Origin of the sequence: Nocardioides sp. NPDC058538, assembly GCF_042719275.1 — a bacterium.
GTDB lineage: Bacteria > Actinomycetota > Actinomycetes > Propionibacteriales > Nocardioidaceae > Nocardioides.
On the sequence record NZ_JBHXNY010000048.1, the window covers coordinates 15,987 to 34,088 of the forward strand.

Consider the following 18,102-nt stretch of genomic DNA (forward strand, 5'->3'; position numbering starts at 1 on the left):
AATCCTCCGTCGCATCGACACACCTCCGCAATAATCCGAGACTACGCTAGGAGAGGCGATTGCAGATTGTCAACAATCTTAGCGAGGTGCGATGTCCCCGACGGTACGCATCGCCGTGGTCGTTCCGCATGACATGGTGCTCGACCACGAGCTGTGGCGGTGGGCCCCGGCCGATACCTGCCTGCTCTTCAACCGAACGCCCTTCACCGACCGTGCGGTCACCCTCGAGATGGCCGAGGAGATCAGCGAGACCGCGGCCGTCGAGCAGGCCGTACGCGACCTCGCGGCCGCCGATCCCCACCTCTACGTCTACGCCTGCACCTCCGGCAGCTTCGTCCACGGCCGGCACGGCGAGCGGCGGCTGGCCGCGGCGATGAGCCGCGCCGGCGGCGCACCCGCGATCACCACCTCCGGCGCGGTGCTGGAGGCGCTCTCCGCTCTCGGCGTCTCCCGGGTCGCGGTCGCGACCCCCTACGACGTCGCGCTCGCCGCCAGGTTCGGCAGCTTCCTGGCCGAGTCCGGGGTCACCGTGGTGAGCACCGGCGACCTCGGCCTGGGCCACCACATCTGGGAGGTTCCCTACGAGACCACGCTCGCCCTGGTGCGGGCCGCCGACACCGACGCCGCCGAGGCGGTCGTCGTCTCGTGCACGAACCTGGCGACGTACGACATCATCGGCCGGCTCCAGGCCGAGCTCGGAAAGCCGGTGATCTCCGCGAACAGGGCGACCATGGAGGCAGCGCTCCGGATGGTCGGGCGAACCCCGCCTTCCGCAGAGGATCTGTTGGGGCATGCCTCATGACCCGGCCACCGGTCATCGGGCTGCTCTATCCCGGCTACGCGGCCGAGGACGACTTCCCGGCACTCGAGAACGCGCTCGGCGGTGCGATCTGGCTGCCGCTGGTCCACACCTCCATGGGTCGCGACGAGCACACCGTCGAGGCCCTCCTCGACACCGGCTCCGAGGACCGGCTCGCCGCCGGAGCCGATGCGGTCGCGGTCCACTCCCCCGACGCAGTGATCTGGGCGTGCACCTCGGGCAGCTTCGTCTACGGCCCGGACGGTGCCGCAGCCCAGGCCGCCGCGATCAGCAAGCGTCTCGGCGTCCCCGCCTCGTCGACCTCGATCGCGTTCGTCGAGGCAGCCAGGGCCCTCGGGCTCGGTGAGGTCGCCGTCGCCGCCTCCTATCCCGAGGATCTGGCCGGACACTTCAGCTCCTTCCTGGCAGCGGGCGGGATCGACGTGGTCTCCTTCGGTGCCAGCGGGATCTTCTCCGCCGTCGACGCCGGCCGTCTCAGCCCCGACGAGGTCCTCGAGATGACCTTGGCCGTCGACGTTCCCGAGGCCGAGGCCGTCCTCGTCCCCGACACCGCGCTGCACACGCTGACCTGCATCGATACGTTGGAGAAAGCTCTCGAGAAACCCGTGCTGACGGCCAACCAGGTGACCGTCTGGGAGGGCCTGCGCCTCGCCGGGTCGCCCCGCCCCCTGCCCGGGCTCGGGGCGCTCTTCAGGTAAAGTCGCGGCTTTACATAAACCTCCCGTCACACCCCACGCCACCTAGCCATGGCGCACAGAGAGCGCTAACGTGGCGCGAATTGTTGACAAACCTACAGTCGACACTGCGGGTCAAACGCGGTCCCCAGCCATCAATCACACCGAATAGGTGAGAAGAAATGTCAGGAACCCCAACCATCCCCTCCGACGAGGCACAACCCGACAAATCAAAGCTCCGAAGAGCCATCACCGGCTCAGCGGTCGGCAATGCGACAGAGTGGTTCGACTACGGCGCCTTCGCCTACGTCGCGACCGAGATCACCGCCAACTTCTTCCCCGAGCAGGGCTTCACGGGCACCGCGCTGACCTTCGCGATCTCCTTCATCCTCCGCCCGCTCGGCGGCATCTTCTGGGGCCCGCTCGGCGACCGCATCGGGCGCCAGCGTGTCCTCGCAATGACGATCATCCTGATGGCGGCTGCCACATTCTGTGTGGGCTTGCTCCCGACGTACGACTCGATCGGCATCTGGGCCGTGGTCCTGCTCGTGCTGCTCCGGGTGATCCAAGGCTTCTCGACCGGCGGCGAGTACGGCGGCGCTGCGACGTACATGGCCGAGTGCGCACCCGACAAGAAGCGCGGCTTCTACGGCAGCTTCCTGGAGTTCGGCACGATCGTCGGCTTCACCGCCGCCATCGCCGTCGTCTTCACCACCGAGTCGATCATCGGTGACGCCGCCATGACCGAGTGGGGCTGGCGGATCCCGTTCCTGATCGGTGGTCCGATCGGCCTCATCGGCCTCTACATCCGGACCAAGCTCGAGGAGACGCCGGTCTTCCAGGAGCTCGAGACGCAGGACGCAGTCGAGGGCGGCGCCGGCGCCGCGCTGAAGGACCTCTTCTCGCTGTTCTGGAAGCCGATCCTGACCCTGATCGGCCTGGTCGCCGCGCTCAACATCGCCAACTACACCCTGCTGGCCTACATGGCGACCTACCTGCAGGAGGAAGCAGGCTTCAGCAGCACCGATGCCGACCTGCTGGTCATCTTCGGGCAGATCGCGATGCTGGTCTTCCTGCCGATCGCCGGAGCGCTCTCGGACAGGGTCGGCCGCAAGCCGATGTGGGGCGGCTCCTTCATCGGGCTGATCGTGCTGTCGGTCCCGATGTTCCTCCTGATCGGTCAGGGCTTCTGGCCGGCGGTCCTCGGGTTCACGGTGCTGGGCATCGTCTACGTCGCCCAGCTCGCGACCATCTCGGCGACCTTCCCGGCGATGTTCCCCTCGCAGGTGCGCTACGGCGGCATGGCGATCGGCTACAACATCTCCACCGCCGCCTTCGGTGGCACGGCCCTGTACGTCAACAACGCGCTGATCGGCGCCACCGGCGACGTGCTGATGCCGGCCTACTACATGATCGCCGGATCCGTGGTCGGTCTGATCGCGCTGTTCTTCGTCGTCGAGACGGCCGGCAAGTCGATCCGGGGCACTGAGATCCCGGGTACGCCGGAGTCCGAGGCGGAGCTCGCCGAGCTCGACAAGGCCCAGACCCTCTGACCGGCAACTGCTGACGAGCGGGCCGAGCGCATCCCACGTGCCCGGCCCGCTCGCTGGTCTTTCCACCCCACGAACCCGGCCACATGCAATGATTGTCAACAATCAGAACTCTTTCTCGGTGACCCATCGGAGACCACGTTGACAGCGACATCGAGCTTCGAACCCGTGCACAGAGAGTCGACGGCCTCCGTCATCGCTCGCCAGCTGCGCACGGCGATCATGGAGCGCACTCTGCAGCCGGGTGCACAGCTGAGCGAGACCGCTCTCTCGGCCCAGTTCGGCGTCAGTCGTGGCCCGCTGCGCGAGGCGATGCAGCGCCTGGTCCAGGAGGGCCTGCTCCGCAGCGAGCCCAACCGCGGGCTCTTCGTGATGGAGCTCGACGAGGCCGACATCCGAGACATCTACCTGGCCCGGGCAGCCGTCGAGGGTGCCGCCGCCACGATGATCGCCAAGGCCCGGGTCCCCGCGGCGCTGCGCGAGCTCCGCGCCGCCTGCGACGCGATGACCAAGTCCCTCGAGCTGGGCGACCCGGCGGCGCTGAGCGACGCCGACTTCCGCTTCCACGACGTACTCGTGCAGTGCTCTGGGAGCCGGCGCCTGGCCCGGATGCACCAGACCCTGATCGTCGAGACGCGGATGTGCCTGACCGCCCTGGAGGGCACCTACCAGCAGCCGCTCGAGCTGGTCGAGGAGCACATCCAGATCGTCGACGCCATCGAGGCCGGCGACGTGAAGCTGACCCTCAAGCGCGTCGAGCTGCACATGGATGAGGCGCTGCGGCGCCTCATCCACGCCGAGGACGACGACGAGGGCTACGTCTAGATCACATCGCGATCCCGACGTACTTGGTCTCGAGGAACTCCTCGATCCCGGTACGCCCGCCCTCCCGCCCCAGTCCCGAGGCCTTGACGCCGCCGAAAGGGGCTGCGGGGTTGGAGACCACGCCCTGGTTGAGCCCGACCATGCCGGACTCGAGCGCCTCGGCGACGCGCAGGCCACGTCGGAGGTCGTTGGTGAAGACGTAGTTGACCAGGCCGTACTCGGTGTCGTTGACCGCCTCGACCACCTCGTCCTCGGTGTCGAACGGCGTCAGCGGCGCGACCGGCCCGAAGATCTCCTCGCTGCCCATCTTCGCCGAGGCGGGGACGCCGGTGAGCACGGTCGGCGGGTAGAAGTAGCCCGGCCCGTCGGGGGCCGTGCCGCCGGTCAGCACCCTCGCGCCGCCGGCCACCGCGTCGTCGACCAGGGTCTGCACCTTCTCCCTGGCCGCCTCGTCGATGAGCGGCCCGACGCGTACGCCCTCCTCGACGCCACGGCCCACGGGCAGCTCGGACATCGCCTTGGCGAGCCGGTCGCCGAACTCCTCGATGACAGAGCGCTGGACGAAGATCCGGTTGGCGGCCGTGCACGCCTCCCCCGTGTTGCGCATCTTCGCGGCCATCGCGCCCGCGACCGCCTCGTCGATGTCGGCGTCCTCGAAGACGACGAAGCCGGCGTTGCCGCCGAGCTCCATGGACGTACGCAGCACCTGCTCCGCGCTCTGGGCGAGCAGCACCCGCCCGACCGCCGTGGAGCCGGTGAAGGAGAGCTTTCGGATCACGCCGGAGCGCAGCAGCGGCTCGGTCAGCTCACCTGGCCGGGTCGTCGGCAGAATGTTGACAACGCCGTCGGGCACGCCTGCCTCACGCAGGATCTCCCCCAGCGCCAGCATCGAGAGCGGCGTCTGCTGGGCCGGCTTGATGATGCTGGTGCAGCCGGCCGCGATCGCCGGGCCGATCTTGCGGGTGCCCATCGCCATCGGGAAGTTCCACGGCGTGATCAGCAGCGCCGGCCCGACCGGCTGCTTCGTGATCAGGAACCGGGAGCCGCCGGCGGGCGCGGTCTGGTAGCCGCCCTCGATCCGCACCGCCTCCTCGGCGAAGTGGCGGAAGAACTCCGCGGCGTACGCGATCTCGCCCCGCGCCTCGGCCAGCGGCTTGCCCATCTCGAGCGTCATCAGCAGGGCGAGGTCGTCGATCCGCTCGTGCAGGAGGTCGAACGCGGCCATCAGCATGTCCGCGCGGGCGCGCGGCGCGGTCGCGGCGAACTCCTTCTGCGCCCCTGCAGCGGCGTCGAGCGCACGGCGGCCGTCTTCGGGGGTCGCGTCGGCGACCGCACACAGCGTCTCCCCCGTCGAGGGGTCGAGCACGTCTAAGGTCGCGCCGTCGCTCGCATCCATCCACTGACCGGCGACGAGGAGCCCCTTCGGCACCTCTGCCACGACCCGTGCCTCGTTCGGTTCTCCGCCCATCACGCATCAGCCTCCAAGGTCAGCATCCGGCCGTCCGCCTGACAGCCACCCAACGCTGGCCTAGTGTAGTAGCGGGCCGGATTGTCAACAATCGACAGGAGTTCACCATGGCCAAGCTCTCCCCCATCCTCAAGCAGGCAACTCCGGTCGTGGCGGCTCGCGGCGAAGGCGTCCAGCTCTTCGACGAGGACGACCGCCGCTATCTCGACTTCACCGCCGGCATCGGCGTGACCAGCACCGGACACAGCCACCCGAAGGTCGTCGAGGCCACCCAGCGCCAGATCGCCAACCTGGTCCACGGGCAGTACACGACGGTCAGGCACCGCCCGCTCCTCGACCTGGTCAACCGCCTCGGCCCCGTCCTCCCCGAAGGACTCGACAGTCTCTTCTTCGCCAACTCCGGCTCGGAGGCCGCCGAGGCCGCGATCCGGCTGGCCCGCCAGGCCACCGGCCGCCCGAACATCGTCGTCTTCCACGGCGGCTTCCACGGCCGGACCGTCGCGGCCGCCTCGATGACCACCTCGGGCACCAAGTTCCGCGCCGGCTTCAGCCCGCTGATGGCCGGCGTCGTGGTCTCCCCCTTCCCCGACGCACCCCACTTCGGCTGGCCGCAGGAGCAGGCGACCGAGTTCGCGCTGCGCCAGCTCGACTACACGCTGCAGACCCAGAGCGCCCCTGCCGACACGGCGGCGTTCCTCGTCGAACCGGTCCTCGGCGAGGGCGGCTACGTGCCCGCCGACGAGACCTTCCTCAACGGCCTGCGCGAGCGCGCCGACCGGCACGGCATCCTGCTCATCATCGACGAGGTGCAGACCGGCTTCGGCCGCACCGGCGAATTCTGGGGACACGACTATTTCAACCTACGTCCCGACATCATCATGACTGCCAAGGGCCTGGCCTCCGGGTTCCCGCTCTCCGCGATCGCGGCGAGCGAGGCGCTGATGTCGAAGGCCTGGCCCGGCTCGCAGGGCGGCACCTACGGCGCCAACGCCGTCGCCTGCGCCGCGGCCCTGGCGACCCTCGACGTCATCGAGGAGGAGGGTCTGGTGAGGAACGCCGCCGAGCGCGGCGCCGAGCTCCGCTCCGCCCTGGAGCAGGTCGCGAGCAAGCACGAGGCGATCACCGACGTACGCGGCCTCGGGCTGATGCTCGGCAACGAGTTTCGCACCCCTGACGGTGAGCCCGACGGCGCCACCGCCGCCGCGGCCCAGCAGGAGGCCGCCCGGCGTGGACTGCTGCTGCTCACCTGCGGCGCCTGGGGCCAGGTGGTGCGGTTCATCCCCGCGCTAGTCGTCGACTCCGCGGCCATCGACGAGGCCGCCGGCCTCTGGGCCCAGTCCGTCGACACCGTCCTCGGCTGACCGCGTGGATCACGAGATGACGTACGACCTCGAGCGACTGCTCCGCTGGGAGCAGGCAGGCGCGACCTGGGAGGCGATCTGGCCGCGCCCCGGCGAGGTCACCATCGTGCTGTGCACCTGCGACAGCGGCGAGGAGGTCGACCGCTACACCTCAGCGGCGCCGGACCTGCTCGATCACGTGAGGAGTCACTCGGAGGAGTGATATCCGGTTGCCCACAGCGTACGCGCTCTCGAATGATGGCCGGATGACTCCTACCGAGGTGTGGCCGCTGTTCGGCCTGGTGATCCGGACCCCGCGCCTGGAGCTGCGGCTGCCGACCGAGGGCGAGCTCGCGCGGCTGGCGCAGGTCGCGGCAGACGGCGTGCACGAGCCGACCCAGCGGCCGTTCCTGACTCCGTGGGCAGAGCGGCCACCGCTGGAGCGGGCCCGCCACGTGATGCGCGGCGCCTGGTCCAGCCGGGGCGACTGGACGCCCGACGACTGGAGCCTGGGGCTGGCCGCCTTCCTCGACGGCGACCCGATCGGGGTCGTGTGGGTCTCGGCGAGCGAGTTCGCCACCCGGCGCGAGGTCAGCACCGCGTCCTGGCTCGGCCTGGCCCACCACCGCCGCGGCTACGGCACCGAGGCCCGCCTCGGCGCCCTGACCCTGGTCTTCGACCACCTCGGCGGTGCCTACGCCACCTCCGAGGCCTTCCCCGACAACGCCGCCTCGGTCGGGGTGTCGACCAAGCTCGGCTACGAGCCCGACGGCGTCTCCCGCGACGTACGCGACGGCGAGGTGCTCGTCTCCCATCGCCTCCGGCTCGGCAGGGAACGGTGGCAGCTCAACGACCGCAGCGAGATCGAGGTCACCGGCCTGGCGCCGTGCCTGGCGCTGTTCGGCATCGCGTAGACCGGCTCAGCGCAAGAAGCAGAACACGAGGACGGCCGCGCACAGGACCAGGGAGAAGGTGGCGTTGAGGAACAGGTTGCGGCCGATGTCGCGGGCTCGGATGTGTGCCGATACGGCGAGCACGAAGTAGACGACGAGCGCCGCGCTGGTCAGCGCCCCGACGTACGGCACCCACAGCCCGGCGACCAGGCCGGCGGTCGCGGCGACCTTGACCCACGGCATCACCGGCCACAGCGCCCGCGGCAGCCCGACGTCGGTGAAACACTGGGCGATGAAGCCGACCGGCTTGAAGCACAGCGCCGCGTCGCCGATCTGGATCACCGCGAGCAGCACGACCGGCCACCATGGGTCCGGAAGATCGTTGACGTACGCCTCGACCACCCCGCCCAGATCGTCCCGCCCCGCCGCGTACATCCCGGTGACGACGAGCGTCGCCAGCGAGAGCGCGAGTCCACCGACCGCACGGCCCAGGCTCCGGTCCCCCACCCGCAGGTGCGCACCGATCGCGAGCACGAAGAAGACCACGAACCCGGCGGCCGCGACGATCCCGACGGCCGGGACCGCCAACCCGGCGACCAGGCCCAGGAAACCCACGCCGTACGACGCCCCGATCGGGAACCTCAACCATTCCATCGGCACCGAGAGCCGTTGAGCCTCGGTCACCGGTATCCGGTGACCGGTCAGGTTGAGCACCGCCCCGCCGAGCGCGGCGATCGAGGCGATGAGCGTCAGGATGAGATAGGTAGCCGTCATGGCCATCCAGACACCGGCGGCCGCCCAGCTGTGACGCGGACCTACCTGCTCAGCAGCCCCGCGATCGCGCCGAGCCCCGCGAGGCCCGCGTCACGGACGGCCACCACCGCGCCGTTCTCGACCTGGCCGAGCGCTCCGACCAGCCTGGATGCCCGTACCAGCCGCTGGGTCGCTGGCCGCCGAGTGCGGTCGTAGGCCACCAGCGCACTCTCGACGCGGGCATGGCCGGCGAGCTGCGCGGCCAGCACTGCGGCGTCCTCGATCGCGGCGCAGGCGCCCTGGCCGAGGTTGGGCGTCGACGCGTGCGCGGCATCACCGAGGAGCACGACCCGCCCGTGGTCGAACCGCTTCAGCGGCAGCCGCAGGTCACAGATGTCTCCGCGGAGCACGGCGCTCGGCGGCGTCGCCGCCAGCAGCTGCGGGATCGGCTCGTGCCAGTCACCGACCAGCGCGGTGACGTCGGCGTGGTGGTCCCCGCCGGTCTCCCCCGCCGGCCGGTTGGCGGTCACGAACCAGTACGTCCGGCCATCCACCAGCGGGACATAGCCGACGCGCACCCCGGTCCCCCAGGTCTCGCCGCCCGTGGTCGACGCCTCACCCGGCACCGGCTCCGCGGTGACGCCGCGGTAGGCGGTGTAGCCGGCATGACGTACGTCCTCACGCTGGTGCAGCTCGTTCCTGATCCTGCTGCGGATCCCGTCGGCGGCGACCACCACGTCGGCGGGGCCGCGACCGTCGACGTCGTCGAGATCAGCCAGACCCGTGACGGTCACCCCGGTGCGTACCTCGATCCCCTCGCGCGTCTCCAGCTCGCCCACCAGAGCCTCGTGCAGCCGCGCCCGATGCACCATCACCGGTGTCCGCTCGGCGGCGTCGGCACCCACCTTCGCCAGCCAGCGCCCGTCGGGCCGCCGCAACCCCGCCTGGATCGCCGGCCGGGTCCCGTCCACGAGCCGATCCGCGACCCCGAGATCGGCGAGGATCTTCCATGCCCGCGGCCAGATCGAGAGGCCGGCGCCGACCTCGCCCAGCTCCGGCGCACGCTCCAGCACGGTCACCTGCCATCCCACCCGGGACAGCGCGAGCGCCGTCGTGAGCCCGCCGATCCCCGCACCGACCACCAGGGCACTCCGGCTGCTCGTCGATCCATTCACGACGCGAATCTAGCCGACGTCGCCGACCTCGGCCCGGGACGACGAGCTCGTACGTCACTGCCGCACTGGTGAGGCCGAGCCTGCTACGGCCCAGGCGTCCAGTCTGTGCCCGGGAGACCGCCCTGCGGCAAGGTGAAGGCGTATCCCTCGGCAAGCTTCTCCGGGAGCACCGTCTCGACCGCGTCGACGGTGTTCTCACGGTTGCCACCGCCGTCGTGGGCCAGGGCCACCGCGCCGGGCCGGATCGCCGCGCGGAGGTTGCTCGCCAGCGACTCCTCGGAGAGGTCGTTGCCGTCCCAGTCGAAGATCACGTTGCCCAGCCCGAGCGGCTGCATGCCGAGGGATGCGGCGACCTCTCCGGTGTTGCCCCAGCTGCCGTTGGGAGCCCGGAAGTAGGGCACCTTCTGAGCCGGGTTTCCCAGCACCTCACGGATCGTCGCGAGGTTGGCCTTGAGATCCCGCTCGACCTGGGCGTGCGACCAGCTGCCCATGTCGGCGTAGGACGTGGAGTGGTTGCACAGCGTGTGGCCCCCGGCGACGATGCGCCTCAGGATCTCGGCGCCGCCGGGCGCGGTGATGTTCTGGCCGATGACACAGAACACCGCGGTGACCTGGTGAGCCGCCAGGATCTCCAGCAAGCGATCGGTCTCGCCGGGGTTCGGGCCGTCGTCGAAGGTGAGGGCGGCAACCTTACCCGTGCCTCTGGCTACGGCGAGCGGCGTCGACGTCGGACGGACCGCGCCTCCCGGCACGAACCCGGGGTCCTGGCTGACAGTCATGACGAACTCCTTCGAAATCGTTATCGAGCACGATCGAGACGGAACTGATCCGTGTCAAGAGTCGAGTCGTTCCCGCAAGGCTGAGTACTCGCACTCATGCGCTCCGCAGCCCGATCAGCGAGGCTGGAGACATGAAGCTTCTCGTACGCCTCGCCGTGATCCTCGGCGGCAGCCTCCTGTTCTCGATCGTGATGACCAACCTCTTCCCGACCGAGGACGCGAACATCGGCGCCGGCCTGATCTACTTCGTACTGCTCCTCACCGTCTCGGGAATCTGGGGGCTGTGGGATGGCCACCACGCGAAGGCCCTCCCGCCCGTCTTCGTACGCTGGGCGCTGATCGCCTGCGTGGTCGGGCTCAGCGGCCCGTTCCGGATCTGGTTCGAGGAGGGTCGCGACTTCGGGGTCCTGTGGAGCGACCTGTTGAACCTGACCCCGTTCCTCGCCGGACTCGTCCTCGCCCCGGCGGCGGTGGGGATCGGCATCGGCTACGCCCTCAACGCCGGCCGGAGGGTCGCCCGGAGCACGCCGCACCAGCCGTCCCTCTAGGCTCTCTCCCAGCAGTCGACCCAGAGGAGCCCAGATGACCACCTTCCGTGAGGCGATCGAGGCCAAGGACATGGACGCCGTGGAGGCGATGCTCGCCGACGACGTCGTGTTCACCAGCCCGGTCGCGTTCAAGCCCTACCCCGGCCGGGCGATCACCGCCGCGATCCTGCGCGCCGTGGTGAAGGTGTTCGAGGACTTCACCTACGTACGCGAGATCCACGACGGCGTCCACCACGCCTACGAGTTCACCGCCAAGGTCGACGGCCTCGAGCTCAACGGCTGCGACTTCCTCACCTACGACGAGGAGGGGAAGATCGTCGACTTCAAGGTGATGGTCCGCCCGCTGCGTGCCGCCGAGGCCCTCGCCACCCGGATGGGCGAGCAGTTCGAGGAGATCAAGGCCGCCGCCATGCAGGGCTGACGCCGTCAGTCGACGGGTCGTCCCTGCCGCCGCTCCTCGAGCCGCTGCTGCGCCTCGGGCAGGAACTTCAGGCACGGGGCGTCCGCCTCGGGGTGCTTCTGCGTCAGGTGGAAGATCCATCGGTCCATGGCTGCCATGAAGCCGTTGTCCTCGCCGGCGCGATAGGTCGCCCACTTGATCCTGTCCCTGACGACGCACTCCGTGCAGGTGATCTTGTAGACGAACTGCTCCTGCGCGTCGAGGTCGATCCTCACCGTGGCCAGGGGCCCGGCCTGCGAGGCTGCCTTCCGCTCACGAGCGGACCTGCTCGCTGTCATGCTGCACCTCGTTCTGTTCGGGAGACGAAGCCTACGGCAGCCACGCCGGACAGTTCGCCTCGGAGTCAGCACGACGCGGGGTTCAAGCGCGATTGAGATAGCCGGCCAACGCAGTGCGGAGCTCGGCCATGAGCGCATCCCGGCTTGCCGGATCGGGAGCCTCGGTGATCAGCGGCATCATCCCGCGGACGATCTGGATCGCGACGGTGGCGATGCGATCGACGTCTGCCGGGTCGCGCTCGGTCATGAACCGTGCGATCAGCGTCGCGACCGTCTGGTGCATGGCCTGCTGGACCGGAGCGACGGCCTCGCGCATGTCGGCCGGAAGGTCGGATCGTGCGAAGAGGGCCTTGAACCCGGGGCGAGCGAGGCTGAACGCCACCAGCGGACCGACCACGGCGTCGATCGACGCCTCGATCGACGTCCCCTGACCGACGTCCATGATCGTCTGGCGCACACCGGAGAGCTCTGCGGCGTAGTGCTCGCTGAGCGCGCGGGCGATGTCGGCCTTGCTGCTGAAGAACTGATAGAGCGAGCCCGGCGAGATCCCGGCCTCGGCGGCTATCGCGTTGGTCGTCGCCGCTTCCGGTCCTCGTTCGGCGAAGACGACCGCGGCGGCACGCACGATCTCGCGCATGCGCTCTTCCCCACGCGCCTGCCGCTTGCGTGTCCGGATCGGAACCGCAGGATCGGTCATCGTCGCCCTTCCTTGAAATATACGAGTAGGTACTCGTATATTTATCGCGAGCATCTACTCGTAAAACTAGCAGGGAGAGCGCGACAATGGTCGAGCCGATCCGCGAACTGATCCCCACCTCCGCCACCACCACCCCCACCGCGCCGGCATTCCGCTCGACCTGGCTGGCGAAGCTGGGCCGCGTTGTCGCCCGTCGTCCCGGATGGATCCTCGGCATCGCGATCAGCGCGTTGCTCGTTCTCGGGTTCGTCGCCTCCGGGGCGATGTCATCGTTCGTACTGTCTCGCTGGGAGGTGGCGGGCACCGAGTCGGTGGCGGCACAGGACGAGCTCGCCGAGCGCTTCGGCACCGGCACGGCAAACGTCATCCTGCTCGTCGAGGCGACCGGCGGATCGGTCGACGATCCCTCGGTCGAGCGGGAGGCCATGGCCGTCTCCGTCGAGCTCGCCGAGGAGCCGCGGGTGGCGGAGGTCTGGTCCTACTGGTCGACAGGGATGGACCCTTCCATGCGCAGCGACGACGCCGGCTCCGCGGTCGTTCTCGCTCACGTCGCCGGCGACGCGACGAGTGCGCGCGAGGTGATCGCCGACCTGATCCCCGCCTACACAGTCGACGGCGAGACGATCGACGTACGTGTGGCCGGTGGAGAGGCCGCCTCGACCCAGATCAGCGAGCAGGCAGCGCTCGACTTCGTACGCGCCGAGCTGATCATCCTTCCGCTCATGCTCGTACTGCTGCTGATCATCTACCGCCGGCTCAGCTTCGCGCTGCTGACCCTCGCCGTCGGTGTCTTCGCCGTGGTCGGCACGCTGGCCGGACTCCGCGCCCTGACCGGCGTGACCGAGATAGCGTCGTTCGCCGCGAACATCACCCTGGTGATGGGCATCGGCCTGGGCGTCGACTACAGCCTGTTCGTGATCTCCCGATTCCGGGAGGCCCTCGGCGCAGGCCGATCGGTTCCGGAGGCTCTGGCCGAGACCCTGGACACCGCCGGACGTACGGTGATCTTCAGCGGTCTGACGGTCGCGGCTGCGATGTCGATGTTGTTCTTCCTGCCGTACGACTTCCTGCGCTCCTTCGCGTGGGCCGGCGTCCTCACCGTACTCATGGCGGGCATCGGTGCCATCGTCGTCCTCCCGGCCGCGCTCGCCGTCATCGGCGCGCGAATGACCCGGAACGGTCGCACCCTCCCAGCCTCGAGGCCGATCGAGACCGGGCGCTGGTACCGGCTGGGGCAACGGGTCATGGACCGTCCGCTCGCCTGGGGTGGGATCGCGCTGATCTGCCTGGTCGCGCTCGCCGCGCCCGCAGCGGGGGTGCAGATCGGCGTCCCCGACGACCGCGTACTACCTCCAGGACATTCCGTACGCGACACCTACGACCAGCTGCGAGTCGGCTTCTCGGCCGAACCCAACGACGCTCTTCAGGTCGTCAACACCGGCCCAACCGCGGCACCCCAGGACATCGTCGAGTACGCGATCGACCTCTCCACCGTGGACGGGGTCGTGCAGGTCAACTCCCCCGCCGGGGTCTTCGCCGACGGCACCCGCATCGCCACAGCACCTGACCGCCTCGACCAGGCCGACGGGCAGCGTCTCGAGGTGGTCCCGTCAAGCGCTGCGCTCGACGCCGGCGTCCCGTCCGAGCTCGTCCACCAGGTGCGCTCCCTGGACAGCCCCTTCACCGAGCAGGTGGTCGGCGGCGACCCGGCGGAGCTGGTCGACTTCCGCGACGCGCTGATGGATCGTCTCCCACTGGTCGGCGTCCTGATCCTGACGGTCACCTTCGTGCTGCTGTTCCTGTTCAGCGGCAGCCTGCTGATCCCGCTGAAGGCAGTGCTCCTGAACATGGTGAGCATCGCCGTGATGTTCGCGGTGCTCACCGTCGTCTTCCAGAACGGGTTGCTCGCCGATCTCCTCGGCTTCACCCCCATCGGCACCCTCGACCCCGCGTTCCCGATACTCATGTTCTGCGTCGTATACGGGCTGTCGATGGACTACGAGGTGTTCATGGTCTCCCGCATCCGCGAGGAGTACGACCGAACCGGTGACAATCGACAAGCCGTACTCCTCGGCCTGCAACGCTCCGCACCGCTGATCACGGCAGCCGCCGTCACCCTCGCGGCATCCTTCGCCGTCTATGCCTCCGGCGAGGTCATGTATCTGAAGATGATCGGCATCGGTACGGCCGTGGCCATCCTCCTCGACGCCACGATCATCCGCGGTGTCCTCGTCCCGGCAGCCATGCGGCTGGGCGGCAGCGCCAACTGGTACCTGCCGCCCTGGCTCAACCGCCTCTTCGGCCGACTCAGGCTCCGCGAATCGTGACCCGATCAGCAGGCGGTGACCACGTCGAAGCGGCCGCCCGCCCACTCCTGCAGGGTCGTCACGGTGGCGTCGCCCTGTCCCAGGTAGTCCTCCGAGACGTTCGCGTAGAAGGGGTTGTAGGGGTTGGTGCCGTAGGAGTGGGCGCGTCCGGCGGCCTCGTGCTGGGCGTTGGTCGCCGAGCCGCAGTAGAGGCCCGGCTCGGTCGGCGGGTCGGTGGGCTCCTCGGTCGGCGGGTCGGTCGGCTCGGTGCCCCGCTCGACGCGGCGGTTGTTGTCGAAGAAGAAGTCCGTGACGTACGCCGGGTAGTCGATCGAGTTCGTCGTGACGTACGAGCCGCCGGGGCCGCCGCCGGCCGGCCAGTTGTGTCCCATCCCAGTGTTCTGGATCAAGGACACGCGCGGACCGCTGCCGTCCGACCAAAGCGTCCCAGAGCCGGCGGTGTTGTTGCCGGCCAGGCCCGACAGGGAGAAGGACGACTGCGACCCGGCGCTGTAGATCCCGGCCATGACCTGCGCGTTCAGGGTGTTGTAGCCGGGGGCGACGGTGGTGTCGTTGGAGCCGTAGATCACCGAGGTGACCTGGCTGCCGAACCCCGAGGAGGCGGAGCCGGCGAAGGTCCGGCAGGTGTTGGTGACCTGCGACTGCGTCACGGCCACGGACCCGATCTGCCCCGAGGTCGTCCCGACCGAAGGGCCGGCGTTGATCCCGATCCCGGCGAACACGTCGGGCGCGAGGCAGCCCATCACCATCGTCTCGCCGCCGCCCGAGGACAGCCCGGACAGGTAGACCTGGTCAGGATCGATGTCCAGGGCCGGATCGGCGAGCAGATCGCTGACCAGCTGGAGAAGATTGTCGTCGTGTCGCCCCGGCGAGGTCCGGGAGTGGTTGCTGTCGTAGTAGTCCCAGCAGCCGAGGAGTACGCCGCCGTTCGGTGCCGCCGGGATCGCCACGACCATCCCGCGCGCGTCCGCGGTCGCGGCCCAGTTGCCGCCGTCGCGCAGGGCGGCCGAGGTCTGGACGCAGCCGTGCAGGTTGACCATGAGTGCACGCCCGGTGCCGAGCGTCGGAGCGGTGCTGGGGACGTACAGCTGGGTCGTCATCCCGCCAGCCGTCCTCGCCGACCAGGAGCCCGCCGCGGCCGTGGAGGCCTCGGTCGGGGCGATCGCCACGGCCGCTCCCCCGGCCAGCACCAGGCCGAGGCCCGCGAGCGCGGCGCCGATTCGTTGCTGCCGGAACCTGGACGAGATCCGAAACCCGAGACCCATGACCGATCCTCCTGAGCGAGACCAGCCCGCCGCCTCCCGGCAGGCAGACCGACCGTAGATGTGACGCCCGCCACAGGTCTATGTCGACGCGGACCACATTCGGGTGCCCGGACGTGTCGATCCGGCGCCGGTCACCGGTAGAGCTCCTCGTCGATGCTCGCCAGCCGCGACGGGTGAACCCGCTCCCCCAACCCGTAGAACTGCTGAAAGCTCATCACCAGCGGCCGCCAGCGATCAGGATCGATCCGGTGGGCGTGGCCATCGAGACGCAGCTCCGGTGCGATCCGCACCGCAGTCACCGAGACCTCGACGGCAAGCAGCTTCGGCTCACCGAGCTCGTGGAGCGCCGCCACCGTCCCCTCGATGTGCACAGGGCACTCCGCGACCGACGTCGGCAGCACCGTGTCGGATCCGTACGGCGTCAGTCCGGCATGCGCGTACTTGTCGGACACGTGCACATACCCGCGCTCGGCCTTCGCCGCCGACATCGCCGGGTTGCCCGTGGTCAGCGCGAGCCGGTCTACCTGGGTGACGAGGTCGACGCTCGGAAGGTTGAGCACGATCTCCGGCCGCTCCCTCACGTTCCGCGCCGTCTGCGACGACCCGCCGATCCCGAGGACCGCCGTACGTCCCAGCCAGAAGACCGACGAAATCGGCATCAGGTTCGTGGTGCCGTCCTCGTTGAGAGTGGAGAGCAGTACCACCGGCGTACCGAAGTAGAGAATGGCCGGATCGATGTCGACATGCGTATCCATGCCTCGAACCTAGGGCGCCTCACCGGCGACTTCCGGCGGGTATCCGACGGCGCAGTCACGGACGACGGGTGAACCGGATCGTGCCATCCGGTAGTCGCTCGTGGACGTAGGCGGGGTTGTGGGCAAGGCGGTGATGGTGCGGGCACAACAGCACCCCGTCCTTGATGTTGGTCTTTCCACCGGCGGCCCACGGTTCGAGGTGGTGCGCGTCGCACCACTCCGGTGGCATGTCACACCCCTCGGCCTGACAGCACTCCTGCTGGAGCCGCATGGCCTTGCGCTGGATGGGCTGGAAGAACCTGCTGCCCCGACCGGCATCGAGCACTTCGCCGTCACTACCGAGGACCCAGGGGATGATGGTCGCGTTGCAGGCCATCCGCCTGGCCTCGGCCGCTGAGATCGTGGCCCCGTTGGTCTCGTCGTAGCCCAGGGTGGCGATGCCGAGGTCCTTGCGGAGCTCTTCGAGGGAGATCACCACGTTGATGGTGGTGGCGTCACCACCGTGCCGGGGCAACGCGGCCGGGTCGACGGTCTCGAGCAGTCGCGCGAATCCCTGGCTCATCAGCCGCTCCCACGGAGGCAAGGGCACACCCTTGCCGACCAACTGCTGTTTGCGGGGCTGGGCGTAGGCCTCGACCAGTCGCTTGAACCTCATCCCCACCGAGACCGGCAAGACACCATCGAAGCCGACGGTGCCATCGTGGTTGTCCCACACCCGCAGCGCAGTCTTCTGATGAGCACGTTCTTCCTCCGCCAGCAGGGCTTTGGCTTCGGCGTCTTCGAACCGGACCGGGTCGATCTCGACCAGGATCCGCTTCCCGACGATCCGTAGTTCGTTCGCGGTCAGGCGGGTGGCGTAGTCGACCAGGAGCTTCTCGGCCAAAACCAGGTCCTCTGCACTGGCGACGGGGTTGGACTCGATCGTGTCGAGCGCCTTGGTGATCACCCGGGTTTTGTCCTGGGACACGACACCCTCAGCGAGACCGGCGGCGACGAGGTCGTACCGCGCGACACCGGCTGCGAGCTTGATCTGCGACCGGGCGACGGACTTGTCGACCAACAACTCGGCCCGCATCCACGCAGACGCGTCCTTGGCGCCGGTCTCTTCGGCGATGTCGCCGGCCGACGCGAGCACCCGAAGTTTCAGTGCGGCCACCTTGGCCTGGAGCTTCTCCAGCCGTGCCAGGCGCTCCTTCTTCTGTCCGGTGCGCCAATAGGCGGGATCCCTGGTCAGCAACTTGTCGAGGGAGGACTCGATGGCGGTCATCTCTGCGTCGATCGCATCTTCGGGGTCGGTGCCCCGATGGTTGATGTCGCGTTCGAGACTCATCGCTTCCCTCCCTCCAGAGGTGTTGTGATGGGTCTAATTCTACGCCGCCGAGCCTCATTAGACCACCTATTATCCCAGGTCAAAGGCTCTTTTCGCGGTGAGCGAACGACATCGTCCCTGTGGATGGTAACTGGCCCGAAGGGCCACCCCTCCACCCCCACAGGC

At 69.0% G+C, this 18,102-nt stretch carries 19 protein-coding genes; 10 read left to right on the forward strand and 9 right to left on the reverse strand.

Annotated features, from left to right (window positions below; genetic code table 11):
* The first annotated feature begins 91 nt into the window (after positions 1 to 91).
* The 4 genes from ACFWQC_RS26125 (at position 92) to ACFWQC_RS26140 (ending at position 3,869) form a co-directional block, all read left to right on the forward strand.
* Positions 92 to 802 (forward strand): Asp/Glu/hydantoin racemase, encoded by a 711-nt coding sequence (locus tag ACFWQC_RS26125; protein ID WP_378685025.1) that lies wholly within the window; start codon positions 92 to 94, stop codon positions 800 to 802.
* Positions 799 to 1,518 (forward strand): maleate cis-trans isomerase, encoded by a 720-nt coding sequence (locus ACFWQC_RS26130; protein ID WP_378685027.1) that lies wholly within the window; start codon positions 799 to 801, stop codon positions 1,516 to 1,518. The genes ACFWQC_RS26125 and ACFWQC_RS26130 overlap by 4 nt, the downstream gene beginning before the upstream one ends.
* 158 nt (positions 1,519 to 1,676) lie before the next feature.
* Complete coding sequence (locus ACFWQC_RS26135) at positions 1,677 to 3,047, forward strand: MFS transporter (protein WP_378685030.1); 1,371 nt, start codon at positions 1,677 to 1,679, stop codon at positions 3,045 to 3,047.
* 165 nt (positions 3,048 to 3,212) lie between these two features.
* Positions 3,213 to 3,869 (forward strand): GntR family transcriptional regulator, encoded by a 657-nt coding sequence (locus ACFWQC_RS26140; RefSeq protein ID WP_378685033.1) that lies wholly within the window; start codon positions 3,213 to 3,215, stop codon positions 3,867 to 3,869.
* Between the two features lies 1 nt (position 3,870).
* Here ACFWQC_RS26140 and ACFWQC_RS26145 read toward each other — a convergent pair whose 3' ends face one another.
* Positions 3,871 to 5,337 carry an NAD-dependent succinate-semialdehyde dehydrogenase gene (locus ACFWQC_RS26145; RefSeq protein ID WP_378685036.1) on the reverse strand — a complete coding sequence of 489 codons (1,467 nt, stop codon included), beginning with the start codon at positions 5,335 to 5,337 and terminating at the stop codon, positions 3,871 to 3,873.
* A gap of 107 nt (positions 5,338 to 5,444) precedes the next feature.
* Between ACFWQC_RS26145 and ACFWQC_RS26150 the strand changes: the two genes are divergently transcribed.
* From ACFWQC_RS26150 to ACFWQC_RS26160, 3 genes are read left to right on the forward strand one after another with little or no spacing between them, the layout of a single operon-like run.
* On the forward strand, positions 5,445 to 6,698 hold the full coding sequence (locus tag ACFWQC_RS26150) for an aspartate aminotransferase family protein (RefSeq protein WP_378685039.1): 1,254 nt from the start codon (positions 5,445 to 5,447) through the stop codon (positions 6,696 to 6,698).
* A gap of 4 nt (positions 6,699 to 6,702) precedes the next feature.
* On the forward strand, positions 6,703 to 6,900 hold the full coding sequence (locus ACFWQC_RS26155; protein ID WP_378685042.1) for a hypothetical protein: 198 nt from the start codon (positions 6,703 to 6,705) through the stop codon (positions 6,898 to 6,900).
* A gap of 43 nt (positions 6,901 to 6,943) precedes the next feature.
* A complete protein-coding gene (locus tag ACFWQC_RS26160; protein WP_378685044.1) occupies positions 6,944 to 7,591 on the forward strand; it encodes a GNAT family N-acetyltransferase in 648 nt (215 codons plus the stop codon).
* 6 nt (positions 7,592 to 7,597) lie between these two features.
* Here ACFWQC_RS26160 and ACFWQC_RS26165 read toward each other — a convergent pair whose 3' ends face one another.
* The 3 genes from ACFWQC_RS26165 to ACFWQC_RS26175 all read right to left on the reverse strand — a co-directional run bounded on the left by ACFWQC_RS26165 (position 7,598) and on the right by ACFWQC_RS26175 (position 10,277).
* Positions 7,598 to 8,350: a DoxX family protein gene (locus tag ACFWQC_RS26165; RefSeq protein ID WP_378685047.1), complete on the reverse strand. Its 753-nt coding sequence runs from the start codon at positions 8,348 to 8,350 to the stop codon at positions 7,598 to 7,600.
* A 35-nt stretch (positions 8,351 to 8,385) separates the two neighbouring features.
* The gene (locus ACFWQC_RS26170; protein ID WP_378685049.1) at positions 8,386 to 9,498 is read right to left on the reverse strand and encodes an FAD-dependent oxidoreductase; all 1,113 of its coding nucleotides are present in this window, start codon (positions 9,496 to 9,498) and stop codon (positions 8,386 to 8,388) included.
* An 83-nt stretch (positions 9,499 to 9,581) separates the two neighbouring features.
* A complete protein-coding gene (locus ACFWQC_RS26175; RefSeq protein ID WP_378685052.1) occupies positions 9,582 to 10,277 on the reverse strand; it encodes a polysaccharide deacetylase family protein in 696 nt (231 codons plus the stop codon).
* 131 nt (positions 10,278 to 10,408) lie between these two features.
* Between ACFWQC_RS26175 and ACFWQC_RS26180 the strand changes: the two genes are divergently transcribed.
* The gene (locus ACFWQC_RS26180; protein WP_378685055.1) at positions 10,409 to 10,825 is read left to right on the forward strand and encodes a hypothetical protein; all 417 of its coding nucleotides are present in this window, start codon (positions 10,409 to 10,411) and stop codon (positions 10,823 to 10,825) included.
* Between the two features lie 34 nt (positions 10,826 to 10,859).
* The gene (locus ACFWQC_RS26185; RefSeq protein ID WP_378685058.1) at positions 10,860 to 11,246 is read left to right on the forward strand and encodes a nuclear transport factor 2 family protein; all 387 of its coding nucleotides are present in this window, start codon (positions 10,860 to 10,862) and stop codon (positions 11,244 to 11,246) included.
* Between the two features lie 5 nt (positions 11,247 to 11,251).
* Here ACFWQC_RS26185 and ACFWQC_RS26190 read toward each other — a convergent pair whose 3' ends face one another.
* Positions 11,252 to 11,563 carry a hypothetical protein gene (locus tag ACFWQC_RS26190; protein WP_357352657.1) on the reverse strand — a complete coding sequence of 104 codons (312 nt, stop codon included), beginning with the start codon at positions 11,561 to 11,563 and terminating at the stop codon, positions 11,252 to 11,254.
* Between the two features lie 82 nt (positions 11,564 to 11,645).
* Positions 11,646 to 12,260, reverse strand: coding sequence for a TetR/AcrR family transcriptional regulator (locus ACFWQC_RS26195; protein WP_378685062.1), 615 nt, complete (start codon positions 12,258 to 12,260; stop codon positions 11,646 to 11,648).
* Positions 12,261 to 12,346: 86 nt separating this feature from the next.
* Here ACFWQC_RS26195 and ACFWQC_RS26200 point away from each other — a divergent pair, with 86 nt between their 5' ends.
* Entirely contained in the window at positions 12,347 to 14,587 is a 2,241-nt protein-coding gene (locus ACFWQC_RS26200) for an MMPL family transporter (RefSeq protein ID WP_378685065.1), read from the forward strand.
* 5 nt (positions 14,588 to 14,592) lie between these two features.
* Here the strand turns inward: ACFWQC_RS26200 and ACFWQC_RS26205 are convergent, their stop codons facing one another.
* The 3 genes from ACFWQC_RS26205 to ACFWQC_RS26215 all read right to left on the reverse strand — a co-directional run bounded on the left by ACFWQC_RS26205 (position 14,593) and on the right by ACFWQC_RS26215 (position 17,937).
* Positions 14,593 to 15,852, reverse strand: a complete 1,260-nt coding sequence (locus ACFWQC_RS26205) for an alpha/beta hydrolase family esterase (RefSeq protein WP_378685068.1) — start codon at positions 15,850 to 15,852, stop codon at positions 14,593 to 14,595.
* Between the two features lie 131 nt (positions 15,853 to 15,983).
* Positions 15,984 to 16,607: a flavin reductase family protein gene (locus tag ACFWQC_RS26210; protein WP_378685071.1), complete on the reverse strand. Its 624-nt coding sequence runs from the start codon at positions 16,605 to 16,607 to the stop codon at positions 15,984 to 15,986.
* 55 nt (positions 16,608 to 16,662) lie between these two features.
* A complete protein-coding gene (locus ACFWQC_RS26215) occupies positions 16,663 to 17,937 on the reverse strand; it encodes a DUF222 domain-containing protein (RefSeq protein WP_378685074.1) in 1,275 nt (424 codons plus the stop codon).
* Between the last annotated feature and the right edge of the window lie 165 nt (positions 17,938 to 18,102).